General features: G+C 69.4%; 14 protein-coding genes. 7 read left to right on the top strand and 7 right to left on the bottom strand.

Features of this window, described 5'->3' with window-relative positions:
* Positions 1–49: 49 nt before the first annotated feature.
* Together VN461_01625 and VN461_01620 are read right to left on the bottom strand one after the other, a co-directional pair.
* Positions 50–2,545 (bottom strand): Tex family protein, encoded by a 2,496-nt coding sequence (locus VN461_01625; GenBank protein HXB53447.1) that lies wholly within the window; start codon positions 2,543–2,545, stop codon positions 50–52.
* A gap of 70 nt (positions 2,546–2,615) precedes the next feature.
* Positions 2,616–3,284: a DNA-3-methyladenine glycosylase gene (locus VN461_01620; GenBank protein HXB53446.1), complete on the bottom strand. Its 669-nt coding sequence runs from the start codon at positions 3,282–3,284 to the stop codon at positions 2,616–2,618.
* Between the two features lie 89 nt (positions 3,285–3,373).
* Here VN461_01620 and VN461_01615 point away from each other — a divergent pair, with 89 nt between their 5' ends.
* The 3 genes from VN461_01615 to VN461_01605 are packed head-to-tail and all read left to right on the top strand — an operon-like array spanning position 3,374 to position 7,182.
* On the top strand, positions 3,374–5,257 hold the full coding sequence (locus VN461_01615) for an acyl-CoA dehydrogenase family protein (protein HXB53445.1): 1,884 nt from the start codon (positions 3,374–3,376) through the stop codon (positions 5,255–5,257).
* Positions 5,258–5,287: 30 nt separating this feature from the next.
* Entirely contained in the window at positions 5,288–6,145 is an 858-nt protein-coding gene (locus tag VN461_01610) for an arginine deiminase family protein (protein HXB53444.1), read from the top strand.
* A gap of 17 nt (positions 6,146–6,162) precedes the next feature.
* The gene (locus tag VN461_01605) at positions 6,163–7,182 is read left to right on the top strand and encodes an adenosine deaminase family protein (GenBank protein HXB53443.1); all 1,020 of its coding nucleotides are present in this window, start codon (positions 6,163–6,165) and stop codon (positions 7,180–7,182) included.
* Positions 7,183–7,191: 9 nt separating this feature from the next.
* Here the strand turns inward: VN461_01605 and VN461_01600 are convergent, their stop codons facing one another.
* Together VN461_01600 and VN461_01595 are read right to left on the bottom strand one after the other, a co-directional pair.
* Complete coding sequence (locus tag VN461_01600) at positions 7,192–8,163, bottom strand: aldo/keto reductase (protein ID HXB53442.1); 972 nt, start codon at positions 8,161–8,163, stop codon at positions 7,192–7,194.
* A 43-nt stretch (positions 8,164–8,206) separates the two neighbouring features.
* The gene (locus VN461_01595) at positions 8,207–9,409 is read right to left on the bottom strand and encodes a M24 family metallopeptidase (GenBank protein ID HXB53441.1); all 1,203 of its coding nucleotides are present in this window, start codon (positions 9,407–9,409) and stop codon (positions 8,207–8,209) included.
* Positions 9,410–9,496: 87 nt separating this feature from the next.
* Between VN461_01595 and VN461_01590 the strand changes: the two genes are divergently transcribed.
* The 3 genes from VN461_01590 to VN461_01580 all read left to right on the top strand — a co-directional run bounded on the left by VN461_01590 (position 9,497) and on the right by VN461_01580 (position 13,398).
* Entirely contained in the window at positions 9,497–10,804 is a 1,308-nt protein-coding gene (locus tag VN461_01590; protein HXB53440.1) for a S8 family serine peptidase, read from the top strand.
* Positions 10,805–10,841: 37 nt separating this feature from the next.
* Complete coding sequence (locus VN461_01585; protein HXB53439.1) at positions 10,842–12,776, top strand: S9 family peptidase; 1,935 nt, start codon at positions 10,842–10,844, stop codon at positions 12,774–12,776.
* A 91-nt stretch (positions 12,777–12,867) separates the two neighbouring features.
* Positions 12,868–13,398 carry a hypothetical protein gene (locus tag VN461_01580; GenBank protein ID HXB53438.1) on the top strand — a complete coding sequence of 177 codons (531 nt, stop codon included), beginning with the start codon at positions 12,868–12,870 and terminating at the stop codon, positions 13,396–13,398.
* A 370-nt stretch (positions 13,399–13,768) separates the two neighbouring features.
* Here the strand turns inward: VN461_01580 and VN461_01575 are convergent, their stop codons facing one another.
* Positions 13,769–14,005 carry a hypothetical protein gene (locus VN461_01575; protein HXB53437.1) on the bottom strand — a complete coding sequence of 79 codons (237 nt, stop codon included), beginning with the start codon at positions 14,003–14,005 and terminating at the stop codon, positions 13,769–13,771.
* A 185-nt stretch (positions 14,006–14,190) separates the two neighbouring features.
* Here VN461_01575 and VN461_01570 point away from each other — a divergent pair, with 185 nt between their 5' ends.
* On the top strand, positions 14,191–16,278 hold the full coding sequence (locus tag VN461_01570) for a tetratricopeptide repeat protein (protein ID HXB53436.1): 2,088 nt from the start codon (positions 14,191–14,193) through the stop codon (positions 16,276–16,278).
* A gap of 8 nt (positions 16,279–16,286) precedes the next feature.
* Here the strand turns inward: VN461_01570 and VN461_01565 are convergent, their stop codons facing one another.
* Positions 16,287–17,828 carry a radical SAM protein gene (locus tag VN461_01565; GenBank protein HXB53435.1) on the bottom strand — a complete coding sequence of 514 codons (1,542 nt, stop codon included), beginning with the start codon at positions 17,826–17,828 and terminating at the stop codon, positions 16,287–16,289.
* 45 nt (positions 17,829–17,873) lie between these two features.
* Positions 17,874–18,986, bottom strand: a complete 1,113-nt coding sequence (locus VN461_01560; GenBank protein HXB53434.1) for an aldo/keto reductase — start codon at positions 18,984–18,986, stop codon at positions 17,874–17,876.
* Positions 18,987–19,039: the final 53 nt, after the last annotated feature.

The raw sequence follows: 19,039 nt of genomic DNA, 5'->3' as shown, positions 1-19,039 counted from the left end.
AGCCACCGGACCCGGCCGCGACCCTTGACAGGGCGCGCGACGCGACTCCTCAGCCGCCTCCTTCGGGCCCGCCCTTCCCCGGCCCCTTGAGCCGGGCCAGGACCGCGAAGGGGTTGTTGAAGGCGGGGGCCACCTTGTCCGGCGGGGTCGCGGCCCGGCTCCGTGGCGTCGGACGGGGGGAGGGCGGCCGCCGAGCCCCCGCGGGCGGGCGGGACACTTCTCGGGGTGCGGGCCGGGCTTGCGGGCCCGGGGGCCGGGACGGGGGCCGAGACACGGGCGCGGGTGCCTTAGAAGGCGCTGCCTTGGCCTCCCGACGGCGCGACCGCGGGGGCTTCCGGTCGGGCGGCGCCGGTTTCAGGCTGAGGGAGATCTGCTTCTTCTCCAGGTTGACCTGGAGCACGCGGGCCGTCACCCGGTCCCCCGGGCTCACCACGTCGCGGGGGTCCTTCACGAACTGGGCCCCGAGCTGGGAAATGTGGACGAGGCCGTCCTGGTGGACGCCGATATCCACGAAAGCGCCGAAGTTGGTCACGTTGGTCACGATCCCGGGACAAGCCATCCCGGGCTTCAGGTCGGGGAGGTCGTGCACGTCTTCCCGGAAGGCGAAGGGCACGAAGGCGGTGCGGGGATCGCGCCCGGGCTTTTCCAGCTCCTTGACAATGTCCTCGAAGGTGTAGTTCCCGACCTCCTCGGCCAGTCCGGCGGCCTGCCGGACCAGCTCCACCCCGGGTCCGAGCAAGTCCGCCACTGCCTTGCCCAGACGCTTGGCCAGCGCTTCCAGCGCCGCGTAGCGCTCGGGGTGGACGCTGGTGTTGTCGAGGGGCTGCTCGCCGCCGGGAATGCGGAGGAAGCCCGCGGCCTGTTCGAAGGTCTTGCTGTTGAGGCGGGGCACCGCGAGAAGGGCGGCCCGGGAGGCGAACAGGCCCTTGTGCGCGCGGTGCTCCACGATGGCTCGGGCCAGGGCGGGCCCGATCCCGGAGACGTGGGCGAGCAGGTGCGGGGAGGCGGTGTTGAGGTTGACCCCCACCTGGTTCACGCAGGAGTCCACGACCCGCTCCAGGCTCTTCTCCAGGGCCTTTCCGGCGACGTCGTGCTGGTACTGGCCGACCCCGATGCTTCGGGGCTCGATCTTGACGAGCTCGGCCAGCGGATCCTGCAGGCGCCGGGCGATGGAGATGGCCCCCCTCACGGTGACGTCCAAGTCCGGCAGTTCCTCGCGGGCCACCTCGCTCGCGCTGTAGACGCTCGCCCCCGCTTCGCTCACCATCACGACCGGGATGGTCAGCGCCTGCTCCTTTAGGGCGTGGCGCACGAAGATCTCGGTCTCACGCCCGGCGGTGCCGTTCCCCACCGCCACCGCTTGGATCCCGTCTCCGCGGACGATCTCGGCCAGGCGGGGCCCCGCCTGGGCCTTTCCCTCCTCGTTTTCCAGGTGAAGGAGTTCGTTCCGGACAAAGCCCCCGGCCGCATCCACCGCCGCCAGCTTGCAGCCGGTTCGCAGCCCGGGGTCCACCCCCAGGACCGGCCGGGCGCCGAAGGGAGGGGCCAGGAGCAGCCGGCGCACGTTCTCCGCGAAGACCCGGATGGCGGCCTCGTCCGCCGCCTCTTTGAGGCTGCGGTGCACCTCGTGCTCCACGCTCGGCAGCACGTGCTCCTTGAAGGCTAGCTGGGCCGCCTTCGCGAGCACCGCCGCCCCCGGCGAGTCGGGCACGGTGCAGGCCGCGGCCTCGAAAGTCCGCAGGAGCCGAGCTTCGAAATCGGAGTCCTCGGGGGGTGGGGCCACGAGGAGCGTGATCTCCTCCTCGGCCGCGCCCCGGCGCAGCGCCAGGTAGCGGTGGGAGTTCTGGGGCTCGCGCAGCGAGGTGATCCGCTCCTGGAAACGGAAATAGTGCTCGTACTTGCTGTTCGGCTTGGCTTTCCCGGCCAGGGTGGAGCGCACGTACCCGTTCTCGAAGATGCCCCTGCGCACGCAGGCCCGCAGCTCCGGGATCTCGGCCAGCCTCTCCACCAGGATGTCCCGCGCCCCCAAGACCGCCGCCTCCGGATCCTTGATTCCCTTCTCCTCGTCGCGGAAGGTAAAGGCCCACAGCTCGAGGGTCTGCCCGGGCTGGGGGCGGTCGAGGCCGTGGCCGCAGTCCCAGATCCAGTCCGCGAGCGGCTGGAGGCCGGCCTCCCGGGCCTGCGCCGCCTTGCTCTTGCGCTTCTGCTTGAAGGGAAGGTAGAGGTCCTCGAGAAGGTCGATCTCGAAAGCGGAGAGGATCTTATCCTTGAGCTCGGGGGTCAGCTTCTTCTGACGCTCGATCGACTCCAGGACGACGGTCTGGCGGTTGACGATCCGGTCCCAGAGCTCCCGGGCTTCCAGGGTGCGCTCGATCTGGACCTCGTCCAGATTGCCCGTCTGTTCCTTGCGATAGCGGGCGATGAAGGGGACGGTGGCCCCTTCCCCCGCCAGTTTGAGGACGGAATGAGCGCCCCCCAGGCGGATGTCGGGGTGCCGGGCCTGGAACCAGGAGTCGAATGTTGTCGCGGCCAAGGGGACGTTCAATCCGCCTCTTCGGAAAGAAGGCCTATGCTGCCATCACTCCCCCCCCCGCGCAAAGGCCGCCGGACCGGGTTTAGTCCCCCCCCGGGCCGTCCAGGCTTCGCCACAGGTACCAGCTGGCCACGGTGCGGTAAGGCGCCCAGGGCTCCGCCTGACGCCGCATCCAATCCGCCTTGGGCAGGGCCCGCTTCCGGTAGGCCTTCTGCATGGCCTTGCGGATGCCGTAGTCGTCGACGGGCAGCACGTCCAGGCGACCCAACCGGAAGATCAAGAACATCTCCGCCGTCCAGCGGCCGATCCCCTTGACCGCGGTCAGGGCCTCGATCACGGCCTCGTCGGGGAGGCGGGAGATGCGGCCGAGGGGAAGGCCCTCCCGGGCCCGGGACGTGAGGTCGCGCAGGTAGCCGATCTTCTGGCGGGACAGCCCGGCCTTGCGCAGGGCCGCGTCCGAGGCACGGGCGATGTCCTCCGGGCGCGGCCTTCGGCCCCCCGCGAGCGCGCAGAGCCGGCCGTGAATGGTGGCCGCGGCGCGACCCGTGATCTGCTGGTAGACGATGGACTCCACGAGGGCGGAAAAAGGGCCGCCCCCGCGCTCCACCCGCAAGCGGCAGGGGCCAACCTCCGCGATGATCCGGGCCAGGACGGGATCGCGGCGCCGAAGGTGGGCGGCGGCGCGGCGGAGCAGCTTGGGGTCGAGATCCAGGGTCGCCTCCTCGCGGCCAGCTGGCCACTCGCTCGCCATCGTAACCGGGCGGCCGGCCTCCGTGGGACCGCGCGCATCCCTGGTCCACCGGCGGGGGGGGTTACAATTCAATGGACGGGAGGCGGTCCATGACCACGTCTGAGGTCACCGAGCGGGAGTCCCGGAGGGTGGCGGAAGCCTCCCGCCAGGTGGAGTGGGAGCGGCCCAGTTTCATGCGCGAGCTGTTTCTGGGTAACTTCCGCTTGGACCTCATCCACCCCTTCCCCCTAGCCGGGGAGGAGCGGCCCGAGTTCAAGGCCTTCTACCTTGCCTTCTCGGAGTTCCTGCGCACCCGCGTCGACTCCGTGGCCATCGACGCGAGCGGAGAGTATCCGCCGGAGGTCCTGGACGGGCTCCGGAGGCTGGGTGCCTTCGGCATGAAGATCCCCAAGCCGTACGGGGGCCTGGGCTTCAGCAACGCCGAATACAACAAGATCATGCTGCTCCTGGGGAGTGCGGACGGAAATCTTGGGGCCCTGCTCTCGGCGCACCAGTCGATCGGCGTCCCCCAGCCCCTGAAGCTCTTCGGGACCGAGGAGCAAAAGAAGAAATACCTGCCCCGGTGCGCGGCGGGGGAAATCTCGGCCTTCGCCTTGACCGAGATCAACGTGGGCTCCGATCCCGCCCGGCTCGCCACCACCGCGGAGAGAACCCCGGACGGCGACGCCTACCTCCTGAACGGCACCAAGCTCTGGTGCACCAACGGCACCCTCGCCCGGCTCCTGGTAGTCATGGCCGCGGATCCGCGCACCCGGAAAATCAGCGCTTTCGTGGTGGAGACGGATTGGCCGGGGGTAAAGGTCGAGCACCGCTGCCACTTCATGGGCCTCAAGGCCCTCGCCAACGCGGTCATCAGCTTCAAGAACGTGCGGGTGCCGGCCGCGAACCTGATCGGAGCGGAGGGCCGGGGGCTCAAGGTCGCCCTCACCACCCTGAACGACGGTCGTCTCTCCATCCCCAACAGCTCGGTCGGGACCGCCAAGGCCTGCCTGGAGATTTGCCGGCGCTGGGCCCAGGAGCGCGTGCAGTGGGGCAAGCCGGTGGGCCAGCATGAGGCCATCGCCCACAAGCTGGCGGCCATGGCCGCCCACACCTTCGCCATGGAGTCGGTGGCGAGCCTGGCCGCCGAGATGTCGGACCGGGGCGGGCACGACATCCGGCTGGAGGCGGCCGCGGCCAAGGAGTGGAACACCGACCGCTGCTGGGAGATCGTGGACGACACCATGCAGATCCGGGGCGGGCGCGGCTACGAGACCGAGCGCTCGCTCGCCAACCGCGGGGAGGAGCCGATCGGGGTGGAGCGCATGATGCGCGACTACCGCATCAACAAGATCTTCGAGGGCAGCAGCGAGATCATGCACCTCTTCATGGCCCGGGAGGCGGTGGACCGCCACCTCCAGTTGGCGGGCGCCCTCGCCGATCCCGAGCAGAGCCTTTCCTCCCGGCTGGCTGCGCTGCCCAAGATGGCGGCCTTCTACGCGTGGTGGTACCCGAGCCGCTGGCTGGGCTGGGGACGGTGGCCGCGCTACTCCGCCTTCGGGCCTCTGGCCCCCCACCTGCGATTTCTGGAGCGGAGCTGCCGGAAGCTGGCCCGGGAGAGCTTCCACGGGATGGCGGTGTACCGAGCGGGCTTGCAGCACAGGCAGGCCTTCCTCTTTCGCCTAGTGGACGTGGCCAACGAGCTCTTCGCCATGGGGGCGTCCGTCGCGCGGGCGCATGCCCTGGGGGCGGCGGGCCATCCGGAGGCGGAGGGGGCCCGGGAGATGGCGGACCTCTTCTGTCGCATGGCGCGGAGACGCGTGAAGAGCTTCTTCCTCGGCCTTTGGAGCAACGACGACCCCCGTCGCCGCCGGGTAGCCACCGAGGTCCTGGCCGGCCGCCACGCCTGGCTCGAGGCAGGAACCCTGGGCCGGCGCGAGGGCGCCGGGGCCAAAGCCGCGGAGCGGGAGAACACCCCGGTGGGCGTTCCCTAGGCGCACGTGGGGGCCTTTGGCGCGCAGAGCATGGTCGCACCCCTGCGCCGTGTGATCGTGAAGAGGCCGGAGGACGCGTTTGGCTCCCCGGCGCGGATCGCCGCGGAGTGGCAGCGGCTGGGCTTCACCGCCCCTCCCGACCTCGAGCGCGCAAACCAGGAGCACGACCTCCTCGTCGCCCTCCTCGCCGCCGCGGGGGCGGAGGTGCTGTACCTGCCCAAAGGCGAGGGCACCACCCTCGACTCTCTGTACGCCCACGACGCCGGGCTCGTGACCGAAGAGGGAGCGGTGGTTTTCCGGATGGGCAAGCCGGATCGTCGGGGCGAGGGCCCGGCCCTGGCCGCGGCCCTGGCCTCCTGGGGGGTGCCCCTCTTGGGTTTCGTGGACGGGGAGGGAACCGCAGAGGGCGGGGACATGCTGTGGCTCGACCAAAAGACGCTGGTGGTGGGCCGCGGCTTCCGCACCAACGGGGCGGGGGTCGCCCAGCTGAGGTCGCTCCTCCGCCCCCTGGGTATCCAGGTCATCGACGTGCACATGCCCCACGCGGACGGGCCCCAGGGCCTTCTCCACCTGCTCTCCATCATCAGCCCCCTGGACGAGGACTTGGCCCTCGTCTACCGCCGGCTCCTTCCGGTCCCCCTCTTCGAGCTGCTCGGCTCGCGGGGGATCGAGCTCGTGGACGTGGCGGAGGAGGAGTACCCGGCCATGGCTTGCAACGTCCTGGCCGTGGTCCCGCGCGGGGTGGTGATGTTGAGCGGCCTGCCCCTCACCCGCCGGCGCCTGGAGGCGTTCGGGTGCTCGGTGGAGGAGTACGAGGGAGACGAGATCTCACGGAAGGGAAACGGTGGCCCGACCTGCCTGACCCGACCGCTGCTGCGGTCCACGTGATACGATCCCGCCCCGTCATGCCGGACCTCGAGGCCCGTTTGCGGGCCCTCCCCAAGATCGAACTCCACCAGCATGTCGACGGCTCGATCCCCGCCGAGGTCACCTGGGAGCTGATGCGGCACTACCGCCTCAACCCGGTGGACAGCCTGGAGGAGATGCGCCGCCACCTGGAGATCCAGGAGGGGGAGGAGGGCACCCTCCTCGCCTATTTGGACAAGATGCACTACCCCCTCTGGGTGACCCAGTTCTACGAGAACATCAGCAGGGTCACGGAGGCCATCGTGGACGCGGCGGCGGCGGCGGGGGTGGTGACCCTTGAGCTCCGCTACTCCCCCGTCATCCACACCTACGCCGGCCTCACCCCCCGGCAGTCCATCCGCTCCGCCCTTTCCGGCATGAACCACGCGCGGAAGCGTCACCCCCAGATGAAGCTGGGGATGGTAGTGATCGCGATGCGCCAGCACGGACCCCACATCGCCAAGATCTTGGCCCGCCAGGCCCTGGCCGAGGCCCAACACCTCCACGAGCGGACGGGGGTGGTGGGCTTCGACATCGCGGGACCGGAGCGGGGCAATCCCCCCCGGCTCTTCCGCAGCGCGTACGAGATCGCCCGCCTGGGTCACCTGGGCCTCACCGCCCACGCGGGGGAGGATGCGGGGGCGGAGTACGTCTGGCAGGCCGTGGACGAGCTGGGGGCGAACCGCATCGGCCACGGCTGCGCGGCCGCGAAAGACAAGGAGCTGCTCCGGCGCCTGGCTCGGGATCGGATCGCGGTCGAGTGCTGCCTCTCCAGCAACTACCACACGGGGGCGGTGCCCGCGGGGGCCCGACACCCGATCCACGCCTTCCTGGAGGCGGGGGTGCCGGTGGCCCTCTGCTGCGACAACAGCACCGTCTCCCACACCGACCAGGTGCGGGAGGGACTGCGAGCCGCGGAACAGATTGGGGTGGAGGCGGTGGAAGCCATCCACCAAGAGGCCGGCGCCTTCAGCTTCATCAGGCCCGAGACCGCGCTCTCCTCCGGGCTCGGGGACTAGAGCCGGGCTTCAGTCCGCGTAGAAGTTGCGGGGCCAGGCATGCGTCCGCAGGCGGCCCAGAAGCGCGGGGGAGAGCGGGCGGCCGTCGGAGACGGCGACGTTCGCATCCACCGTGCTCACCCGCCGCATGCCCGGGATCACGGTCGACACCGCCTCCGGGCTGAGGCAGAAGCGCAGGGCCAACTCGGGGAGCGTTTTTGCCTCCCCGTCGAGCAGCGTCTTCAGGGCCTCCCCCCGCTCGAACACCTCCCGCCGGCGGGCGCCGCGGAAATAGTCGCGGCGGAAGTCCCCCTCCGGGAACACGGTCTTGGGGGTGATAGTGCCGGTCAGCCCCCCCTCGTCCAGGGGTACCCGGGCCAGCACCCCCACCCCGTGCTTCCGGCAGGCCGGGAAAAGGGCTTCCGCGGGCGTGGGGTCGAAGATGTTGTAGATGACCTGCACGGCGTCGAAGAGGCCGGAGGCCACCGCGCGCAGGGCGGAGCCGGGGTCGTGGTCATTGATGGAGATTCCCAGGAAGCGTGCCTTGCCCGACTGCCGCAAGGAGAGAAACTCGTCCTTCCAGCCGTCTTGGTCCAGGAACTCGTCCCGCCAGACGTGGAGCTGGAGGAGATCCACCGAGTCGCGGCCGAGGTTGCGCAGGCTCTTCTCGCAGGAGCGGAGGATGTGGTCGCCCGGGAACACCTGGGAGACCCGCACCCCCTGGGCCGCCGGCCAGATCAGGTTCTTGGGCGGGATCTTGGTCGCCACCCAGATGGTCTCGCTCCGCTCGCGCAGCAGCTGGCCCACGAGGCGTTCGCTCTGCCCCTCCCCGTATACGATCGCGGTGTCGATGAAGTTGACGCCCCGGTCGATGGCGTGGTGCAGGGCGCGGAGGCTCTCGTCCTCCTTGGCCCCGACCCACATGCCGCCCCCGATCCCCCAGGCCCCATAGCCAATCTCGGAGACGGCGAGACCGGTGCGCCCAAGGATTCGGGTCTTCATGCGGGGATTATCTCACGGCCGGGCCCGCCCGCCCGGGCGCGCCTCAGGCCAGGAGCAAGAGCTCGCGCTGAATGTCGCCCGTGACCTCGGCCTGGCCCTCGCCCACGTACATGTCGATCTCGCTGCGCACCCCGAACTCCGGAAGGTAGACCCCGGGCTCGATCGAGAAGCAGACGCCGGGGATGATCGTGCGCTGGTCTCGCGTCTCCAGGTTGTCGATGTTGACCCCGTTGCCGTGGACCTCGTAGCCGATAGAGTGGCCGGTGCGATGGAGGAAGTAGGGGCCGAAGTCGCGGGCCTCGATGTAGCGGCGCGAGACGTCGTCCACCTCGTAGCCGTGGATCGTGCGCCCGGCCTTGACGGAGTCCATCACGAAGGTCACCGCCGCGTCCCGGGCCCCCTTCACCGCCTCCCAGACCTCACGCATCCGCGCGGGCACGTCTTTCCCGCAGTAGCCCATCCAGGTGGCGTCGTAGTATACGGCCCGGGGGTCGTTGGCCACTTTGGCCCAGAGGTCGATGAGGACCAGGTCCCCCTTCTTGATCTCGCGGTCGTCGGGGCCGGAGGCGGTCTCGAAGTGGGGGTCGGAGGCGTGCTCGTTCACGGCCACGATGCAGGGGTGGTGGGTGAAGAGGTGGCGGGCCTCGAAACGGGCCTGGATGAAGGCCTGGACTTCGCTCTCCTTCAGAGACCGACCGGAGGCCAACCGATCCTGGATCAACCGGAAAGCCTCATCCTTGGCGAGCAGGGTGTCGCGGGCGGCTTGATCGTGGAGCCCCTTCTGCGCGGGCGTCCAGCGGGCCTCGAAGACCTGGACGAGGTCGGCGGAGCTCACGACCTCCGGCCCCGCCGCCCGCACCATCTCGATCGTCCCCGCGTCCACCCGGCCCACGTAGGGGATGGCCGCGCCCGGGCTGTACTCCATGGCCACGCGCTTTAACCCCTTGAGGTGGGAGGCCAGCAAGGACTCGAGCTCCTGCCAGGAGCGGTAGAGAACGCTCCTCCCCGGCGCCCCCTTGAGGGCGTGGGGCTCGATCACGTGGAGGATGGCCACCGGCTCCCCCGTGCGGGGGATGAGGTAGAACCAGCGCCGGGTGCCGATCTGCTTCTCGTCAAAGCCGATCACCGCCCGCGCGATGGGGTTGGAGCCCCGAAAGTCGTAGAGGAGCCAGCCATCCAGCCGCTCCTCGGTCAGGGCTTTCTGGATTGCCACCAGGTCCATGAGAAGGATGACCTCCGCGGGCATTATACTCGGGGGCTCATGGAGCCGGCCCCGGCCACAAGGAGCTCCCCCTGCGCCCTCTGCCTTTCCGACCTAGGCGGGGAGGGGGGGGTGGGGGACCTGGACCCGCAGGTCCTGCTCCTCATCCTCGCCAACAACCCGTGGTGGCACCCCGGCGCGGACCGCATCTGCCGCGACTGCGCGCGGCGCTTCTCGGAGGCGACGGAGGAGGCCCGCGCCCACTACCCCGCTTTCGACCGAGGCACCTGCCCCATCCTCCCCACCCCTGTCCGCCTGGGGGCCTCCGACCGGTTCACGGGACGCGGCGTCACCATCGCCTTCCTCGACTCCGGCTTCTACGCCCACCCCGACCTGACCCGGCCTTCCGACCGCATCCGGCGCTACCTGGACGTGAACAACCCCCGGGCCCGGCGCACCGACCTTGAGACCCCCGACGAGTCCAGCTGGCACGGGATGATGACCTCGGTCGTGGCCTGTGGGAACGGTTGCCTCTCGGGCTGGCTCTACCGGGGGCTGGCCTCCGAGGCCCGGCTGGTCTTGGTCAAGGTGGGCAGCGCCCGTCGCATCGTGCACGACGACATCCGACGCGGGCTGGAGTGGGTGATCCGCAATCGCACGCGCTACGACATCCGGATCGTGAACGTGAGCTGCGGGGGCGATTACGAAGCCTCCTACCTCAAGGACGGCCTCAGCCAGGCCGCGGACCGGGCCACCCGGGAGGGAATCCTGGTCTGTGCCGCCGCGGGCAACCTGGGAAACCACCCCCGCCACGCCGTGATCCCCCCCGGCTCCGCCCCCTCGGTCTTGACCGTGGGCGGCCTCGACGACAAGAACCGCCTCGCTTTCTCCGGCTACCAGATGTACCACTCCAGCTACGGGCCGACGGTTGATGGGCTGCAGAAGCCGGAGGTGATCGCGCCCGGGATCTGGGTGGCCGCACCCATCCTGCCCGGCACCCCTACCGCCGCCCAGGCCGCGCTGCTCTCCCTCCTGGCCGCCACTCCCGACGCCGCGCTGCCGGCCACGATCGCCGCCCACCCGGGAGTGGACGCCGCCCTCGAAGCCGCCCTCCACCTCGAGCCCGCCCTTATCCGACAGCTCGTGGAGCTGAAGCTCCGGGACAACCGTGTGATCTCGGGGCACTACAAGCACGTGGACGGAACGAGCTTCGCGGCCCCCATCGTCTCCTCCATCGCCGCCCAGATGATTGAGGCCAACCCCCAGATAACGCCCCAGCAGACGAAGCTCATCCTGATCCGCACCGCCCGACGCATGGCCACGGTGGAGGTGGACCGGCAGGGCTGGGGAGTGGTAAACCCACGCCTGGCCGTGGAAGAGGCCTTGGCCCTGCGCGCCCGGGCCAAGGCCGCCCCCGCCCGCCCGGAGCGGGTAACATAATCGCTGGAGGCCATCGCCCCGAAAAGGAGCCTTTGTCATGAATCCACGCTTCCTGATCCCGATCCTGCTTCTGGGGGCTCCCCCCCTTCCCGCCCAGACGCCCGCCATTGCCCCCGACGCGGCCCTGGTCACGGAAGGCATCCCGCCCATCCCGGCCGGGCTCGCGGCCACGGTCGACCGCTACACGGAGTCCCGCGCGGCTTTCGTCCAGAGCTGGCATCCCACCAAACGGGAGATGCTCATCACCACCCGCTTCGGCGACACCAATCAGGTGCACCGCGTGCGCTTCCCGGGGGGGGACCGGACCCAGCTGACGTTCTTCCCCGACCGCGTGCTCGCCGCCGCCTACCCACGCCACGCCGACTCCTACTTCGTCTTTGCCAAGGACACGGGGGGCAACGAGTTCAGCCAGCTCTACCGCTACGATCTGGCCACGGGGACGATCACCCTCCTCACGGACGGAAGCTCCCAGAACGGCCTCGGGCCCTTCTCGCACACGGGGGACCGGATGGTCTACGGTTCCACCCGCCGGAACGGGAAGGACCGCGACCTATATGTCATCGACCCCCGGGACCCGAAGAGCGATCACCTTCTCGCGCAGCTGGAGGGCGGGGGGTGGCACCCCCTCGACTGGTCTCCCGACGACCGCACCATCCTTGTGCTTCAGGGGATCTCCGCCAACGAGAGCTACCTGTGGCTCGTGGATTCGGTCACGGGGGAGCAAAAGCTCCTCACCCCCAAAAGGGCCGGGGATAGCGTTGACTACGCGGGAGGACGATTCTCTGCGGACGGGAAGAGCCTCTACGTCACCACCGACCGGGAGTCGGAGTTCCACCGCCTGACCCGCGTCGACCTCGCGAGCGGCGCCCACACCTACCTCTCCACCGTTCCCTGGGACGTGGACGCGTTCGACCTGTCCCCCGACGGCCGGATCCTCGCCTTCGTGACCAACGAGGGCGGGGTGGATGTCCTGCGCCTGCTCGACACCGCGACCGCCAAGGAGAGGCCGGCCCCCAAGTTGCCCGTCGGGCTCATCGGCGCCCTGCGCTGGCACGCGAACGGGAAAGACCTCGCCTTCACGCTGAGCGGCGTCCGCTCACCGGCCGACGCCTACTCATTGGATGCTACGACGGGGGCCCTCGAGCGCTGGACGGAGAGCGAGACGGGCGGGATCGTGGTCGCCGGCCTGGCCGATCCGGAGCTCATCCGCTGGACAAGCTTCGACGGCCGCAGCATCTCCGGGTTCCTCTATCGGCCCCCCGCCCGCTTCCCGGGGCGGCGGCCGGTCGTGATCAGCATCCACGGCGGGCCCGAAGGCCAGGCCCGCCCCGGCTTTCTGGGGCGGTTCAACTACTACGTCGACGAGCTGGGCCTGGCCCTCATCACCCCCAACGTGCGCGGGTCCTCCGGCTACGGCAAGACCTTCCTGAAATTGGACGACGGCTACGCTCGCGAGGACTCGGTCAAGGACATCGGTGCCCTCCTTGAATGGATCAAGACCCGGCCGGACCTCGATTCCGACCGGGTCCTGGTCACGGGCGGCAGCTACGGCGGCTACATGACCCTGGCCGTGGCCACCCACTACGACAACCGCATCCGATGCTCGGTGGACGTAGTGGGCATCTCCAACTTCGTGTCCTTCCTGGAGCGCACGGAGGCCTACCGGCGCGACCTGCGCCGGGTCGAATACGGGGACGAGCGCGACCCCAAGATGCGCGCGTTCCTGCTCGGGATCTCGCCCTTGAACCAGGCCCAGAAGATCACCAAGCCGCTCTTCGTGGTGGCGGGCAAGAACGATCCGCGGGTTCCTTTTCAGGAGGGAGAGCAGATGGTGGCCACGGTCCGTAAGAACGGAACCCCGGTCTGGTACCTGCTGGCCAAGGACGAAGGGCACGGCTTCGCAAAGAAGAAGAACGCGGACTTCCAGTTCTACGCCACCGTGGCCTTCGCGCAGGAGTACCTCCTTAAGTGAGGCGGGCGTCGGGACAACGCGGGGCGGGTGCGGGGCCGATGCCTTGACGGGGGACCGGAGGTGGGGTATCAACCGCGTGCAGGGGGGTGCCATGAGCCAGCCGGGTCGGTCCGCCGGAGACGGTGTCCTTTGGTCGCGCCGCGCGCTCGTCATCGGCTTGGGCCTCGCCCTCGCCCTGCCCGCGTGCAAGAAAACGACCTCGCCCACCCCCGTGGCCACGCCCACGCCCACACCCGCGCGCGCCGTCGTGACCATCGCCATCCTCAACTTCCAGCTCAAGATCGTGAATCCGCCCCCCGACAAGAATCACCCCGGCTTCTACAACGAGACCATCTACACCCTGCACGTGGTGGAGTCGGGGGGTGTGGGCTGCGCTCTGAACTACGTTCGGCTGGACTACTTCGAAGCGGACGGCACTCTCCTGGAGAGGACCGAGCAGGGTCCCTCCGCTTTTAGCGTCGGGGGCAACCGGCTGGAGGCCGGGCACACCCAGGACTACACCGTGTTCAGCTTCTTCAACAGCGATCTCAAGAAGGGCCGCTCCCTGGTGTACAGCGTGGGATTCACCGACGACAAGGGCAACAACGGGACCGCGTCGTCCGGCAGCCTGGTCATCGGGTGAGAGGCCGATCGACTCTGAGCGGCCCAGAGGCGCGGCGCACTCCCTAAAAAAGAAGCGGGGCGCCTTGCGGCGCCCCTCTTCACGGCTGTGGAGGGTCCCCTCTTTGGGGGGGGAAGGATTGTTAGCGGGATTGAAAGGTTGGACTAGCCACCAGGAATGCGTTTTTTCATGGCCTTCTTAGTGGCTTAGACGTAGCAAACCCCATGCCGGTTGCACCACGATGTGTTAACACTTGTCAAGGGCTTTGTTTTCAACGAATTGAGGGGCGGGGCCGGGCTGTCTTTAAGAACGGGCGTGCACACGGGTGTTCCCCCGGTGCCACTTATGCCCCCCGAAGCCCTCCAAATGTGGACAGTCCGTCACGCCGCGGTCAGTGCCCCCCGCTCGGCGGGCCCGGCGCCCCCAGCTCGTGCGCGCACTGGTGACAGAGAAAGTCGTAGCCCGAGATGATGTCATAGACTTTCAGGCACTCTGCGCAGGCGAAGCGCTCGCAGATGTCGCACTGGAGCAGGCTCTCGTGGTGCACGACGTCGGCACCCCGGTGGTAGCGCAGCATGCTCTCGGTGGCGACCCGGCGGCAGGCTTGACAGTTTCCCGGCGGTTCCATAACGACCTCACTCGCCTTTTTCACGGTCTTCGCGGCCCTCGGTGGGCTGGGCGGAGAGCCGTGAAGCGTGTCCATAAGCCTACACTACCACGTTCTGGATCCCCTTGGCTGTGCGCCCCCCGAGCCCCGGCTATAATGTGCCCGGCTACCCTAATATGAATATGAAACGGAGACGGAGTCACCTCATGAGATATGTCGCCGCCTCGGTCGTCGTCTTCGGCCTGCTGACTGCCCCCGTTCTTGCCGACCGAAAGCTAGACGAGGCGGTGGCGAAGGCGGATGAGCAGTTTCAAAAGGGCAAGCCTGAGGACGCCCTCAAGACCCTGACCAAGCTCACCGAGCAAAGCCCCTCCGGCGAGGCCTTCGTCGCCCTGGCCCGGATGCAAGAGCGGCTCGGGAACCTGGACGACGCGGCCGCGACCCTGGCCCGCGCCAAGGACGCGAGCCCGGCGGGGCCGGCCCGGGCCGAGGTTCTGGCCGCCTGGGCGGGGATGGACCTGCTGCGGGGGGCGGGCAAGGACGCGCTCGCCCACGCCACCGAGGCCGTCGAGCAGGTGAAGTCCTCTCCCACCGCGAGCGCCCTCGCGGCCCTGGCCCGGGCCCAGGCGCGGAATCAGGACGCGGCGAGCGCCCTCCAGACCGCGGACAAAGCGGTGGCGGCCTCCCCCACCAGCGCCCTCGTCCACGAGGCGCGGGGCGAGGCCCTGCTCGGCCTCGGCCGCGCGGAGGATGCGGGGGCTGCGTTCCGCAAGGCCCTGGAGCTCGACCCCAAGCTCACTCTCGCCCGGACCCGGCTGGCCTCCGCGCTTCTCGCCCAGGGCAAGAAGACGGAGGCCGTAGCCGAGGCCCGCAAGGCCACCGAGGTCGACCCCAAGGCAGGAGAAGCCTTCGCAGTGCTGGGGACCGCGATCCTGGCCGAGAACCCGAAGGCTTGGCCGGATGCCATCGCCCAGGCCCAGCAAGGCGCTTTCCTGAACCCGCGCAGCCCCCTGGTCCAGGTCGCGGTGGGCAAGATCTTCGAAGCCAACGGCAACCTCGACCAGACGGTCAACGCCTACAAGAAAGCTCTCGAGACCGATCCCGGCTACGGGCCTGCGCGGCTGGCCCTCGTCCAGGCCCAGATTGCCAAAGGCGACAAGGAGGGCGCGTTCGTGGAGGCCCAGAGGCTCGCCACCGACATGCCGGGCAGCGGCGAGGCCCAGCTCGAGCTCGGGCGGATCCTCCTCCGGAAGAACGACTATGCGGGCGCCATTCCTCCCCTCGAGCGGGCGGTCAACCTGACGCCGGGCACGGCCGAGGCCCATGCCCTCCTGGGGCGGGCCTACCAGTTCAGCCACCGGTCGGAGGACGCGGCGGTGGAGTACAAGAAAGCGGTGGAGCTCGACCCCAAGAACCTGGACTACCGCACCACCTACGGGCTCGTCCTGGGCATCACCGGCCAGCACGACGCCGGCATCGCCGAGCTCAAGAAGGTGATCGCCACCCCCGGCTACAAGGACTCCGCTGCCTACGTGAACCTGGGCTGGATCTACCGCAACATGAACAAGGCCACGGACTCGATCGCCGCCTACAAGAAGGCGCTCGAGATCGACCCCAAGGGCGAGCAGGCCGCGCAGGCGGCTCTGGGGCTGGGCTGGGCCTACTCCTACACCAAGACCTGGGACGACTCGATCGCCGCCTTCAACCGCTCCATCCAGATCGACCCCAAGACGGCGGGCGAGGCCTACAACGGGATCGCTTGGTGCTACTTCTTCAAGAAGGACATGGCCCAGGCGCAGGCCTTCCTGGACAAGGCCCAGGCGGCCGGTCGCAACGCGGCCACCCTCAAGGAGAACATCGAGCGCGTGAAGAAGGCGATCGCGGCCGGCCACGCGGTCACGGAGGAGCAGCTGGCCCAGGCGCAGGCGGAGCAGGAGAAGGAGCGGGAGCGGGCCCTCAAGGCCGAGGCGGCGAGCGAGGGCATCCGCGCCCGCAGCCCCGCCACCCGCATTCGCTCCCTCCAAACCCTCACCAGCCTGTTGGGAGCGGAGGCGGTGCCCTCGCTCATTTGGCTCCTGGATACGGACAAGGATTACTCGGTGCGCGAGGCCGCGGCCAACGCCCTCGGCTCCCTCGGCCCCGGGGCCAGCAAAGCGATCCCCGACCTAAAGCGGTGCCTAAGCGCTCCCACCATCGACGGCGTTATCTTGGGAAAAGAGGAGATGGACGCGGCGATGAAGCAAGGCGATCTCAAGCGGGCCTGCCGGGACGCGCTGCCCAAGATCCAGAGGTAGGGTCGGCCTCAGGCGACGGGGGCGGACCAGAAGCCGGGGATCGTCCGTGCGCAGTCGGGGCAGCGCCCCTGCGAGATCCGGTTCGCGAGCACGCGGAACCCGTACCGCTCGATGAGCAGGGCCGAGCAGCCCGGACAGTACGTGTTCTCCCAGTTCCGGACCCGGCCCGGCAAGTTGCCCGCGTAGACGAAGTGCAGGCCCTCCCGGACCCCGATCTCGGCCGCGCGTAGCAGAGTGGCCACCCCCGTGTTCTCCGGGTCCGTCATCTTGTAGTCCTGGTGGAACGCCGTCACGTGCCAGGGGATGTCGGGGGAGACCGAGGCCAGGAAGCGGGCGATCTCGGCGAGCTCCTCATCCGAGTCGTTGAAGCCGGGGACGGTCAGGGTGACGACCTCCACCCAGAAGCCCCGCTCGTGCAGGGCGCGGATCGTCCACAGCACCCGCTCCAGGGTCCCCCCGAGCTCCCGGTAATGCCGGTCGCGGAAGCTCTTCAGGTCCACCTTGTAAAGGGAGACGAAGGGCTGGATGTAGTCCAGGACCTCCGGGGTGGCGTTGCCGTTCGAGACGTAGGAGCAGACGAGGCCCGCCGCCTTGGCCTCGCGGAAGATCTCGACCGCCCATTCGCTCGTGATGAGGGGCTCGTTGTAGGTGGAGGTCATGATGCGGGCTCCGTGCTTTCGGGCCAGCGCCACCAGCGCGGCGGGAGAGACCTCCTCGGGGAGGGAGACCGCCTTGGGGTCGCGCAGCGCCTGCGAGGTGAGCCAGTTCTGGCAGTTGTGGACAGCCGCCCCCTGCACGAGGTAGGTGCGGTCTTCCTCCACTTCCAGGTTGTAGACGGGACCGTCGTAACTCAGGATCCGGGTGTCCTCGATGGGCCGCGTCCGGAAGGCGCCGTCCGCGGAGGGCTCCAGGAGATCGAACTCCGCGGTCAGGGCAGAGGCGGGCATGAAGAAGGAGGGAGGGGGCAGGCCCCGGGCCGCGCGCGCCGAGACCAGGAACTCGTGGTCGGGAGTGGCGTGGATCTCGGTGCCCCCCCGCGGAAGGATGGCCATGAGTGGTCCGCGGTAGTGGTGCCGGAAGACCCCCTGCACCGGGCGCGACCGCCCGCGGTGAGTCAGGACCTCCAAGCCCGGACGCACGGCCACCGCGTCCCCGCCGCTCTCGAAGACGGCTTCCCCGCCCCGGAAGAGCGCGTCGATCATGCGCGGGCCCCCGCGCGTTTCCACCTCCGTGCCGGGCACGAAGCAGTAGCCGCAGTGGTAGTCGCATCCCAGCATGCCGAAAGAGAGGGCGGAGGAGCCGGGGAGGGCGTGAAAGAACGGTTTCTTCTCCACAGGGTCGAGCTGGAGCGCCCCCACGTAGCCGTGGGGCACCTGCAGCGTGCCCCCTTCGTTGAAGCGCACCTTGCAGATGCCCTGCTGGCCGGGAGGGATGAGGCAGCGGTGGCCGCAGGCCACGCAGCGCACCCGGTCGTTGCCAAGTTTCGAGTAGAGCTCGCCCTCCCGGGTGTGACGAGCGAGGACCTCGCCGAGTGGGGATGCGGTGGGCATGGGAACGACCCCAAGCAAGAGTATACGGCCATCCCCCACCAGGCTTTAGCGAGAGGGCAGAAGCCCGGCGACGGCCGCGGGGGCCAGGGGAGGCACGGCCAGGACGGCTAGGTTCTCGCGCACGTGGGAGAGGCGGGCCATTCCCACGAGCGCGGTGGTGAGGCCGGGCGCAGAGCGGGCGATCTGGAGAGCCCGTTGGGCATCGGTCGCGAGGCCAGGGGTCACGGCCAGGCCAGCCGGCAGGCCGCGGGCCAGCCGGCCTTGGAGGAGGGGGGCGCTGCCGATCACGATCGCCCCCAGCTCGGCCGCCGCCTCCAGAAGGGAGCCTGTCGCGCCCGCCACGACCTGGGTCCGGGCCACGAGCGCCTCGGGCATCCCTACGTTGAACGGGAGCTGGACCACGCGGAAGTGGTGGCTCTCGCCCGCCACCTCGCGCGCCCGGGCCACGAGGGCCTCCAGCGACAGCGCGCGCGGGCCAGGGGGAATGCGGTACCCGTTCCAGGTCGCGGTGCCGTAGTGTCCGACCCGGCCCCGCCCCACCTCCTCCTCGAGCATTTCGAAAGCGGCCCGGATGCGCACGCCGAAGATCGCGGGCTCCACCTCGTCGAGCTGTTGTTCGGGATTGTGGAGATAGTAGATGTCGACGGAGCCCAGACCGAGGTTCTCGAGGCTTCTGTCCAACTGCTGGCGCAGGTAGCCCGGAGCCATGCAGTGGCAGCCCGCCACCAAATCCTCGGCCCGCGCGAGTCCCCGCCCAACGATCTGCTTCTCGAAGTACTTTTCGGGGTCGCGCGCGGGAACGTAGCCTCCCTTCGTCGCGACCACGACCCCCTCGCGGGGAAAACCCGCGGCGGCGAGGTCCGCGAGAGCGGCGCCCACCGCGCGCTCGCTGCGCTCTTCCCGGTAGTTGACGGCGGTATCGAGAACGTTGATCCCACCCGCTACCGCGGCCGCGATGGCCTCGCGGTAGGCTTGATCGCCGGCCGCGTCCGCTCGCCCCAGGTACGTGCCGAGGCCGACGGAGGAGAGATGGAGACCGAGAGCCTCCCGGAAGTGGCCCCGGGCCGCGCTCTCCGGGAATCTCCGAGCGTAGGTAGCCGTCCCCGCCGCCGTCGCGCGCCCGCTCGCCGTGCTTTCCTCCGGACCCGAGGATCCCACGCATCCTTGGGGCGTGTCGAGGAGGGCCCTTGACAGCACGTATCCCAGTGGCG

It is taken from the genome of Vicinamibacteria bacterium, assembly GCA_035570235.1.
GTDB lineage: Bacteria > Acidobacteriota > Vicinamibacteria > Fen-336 > Fen-336 > DATMML01.
The sequence above is the reverse complement of the archived record's forward strand: the minus strand, read 5'-3'. Positions and strand labels throughout refer to the sequence as shown.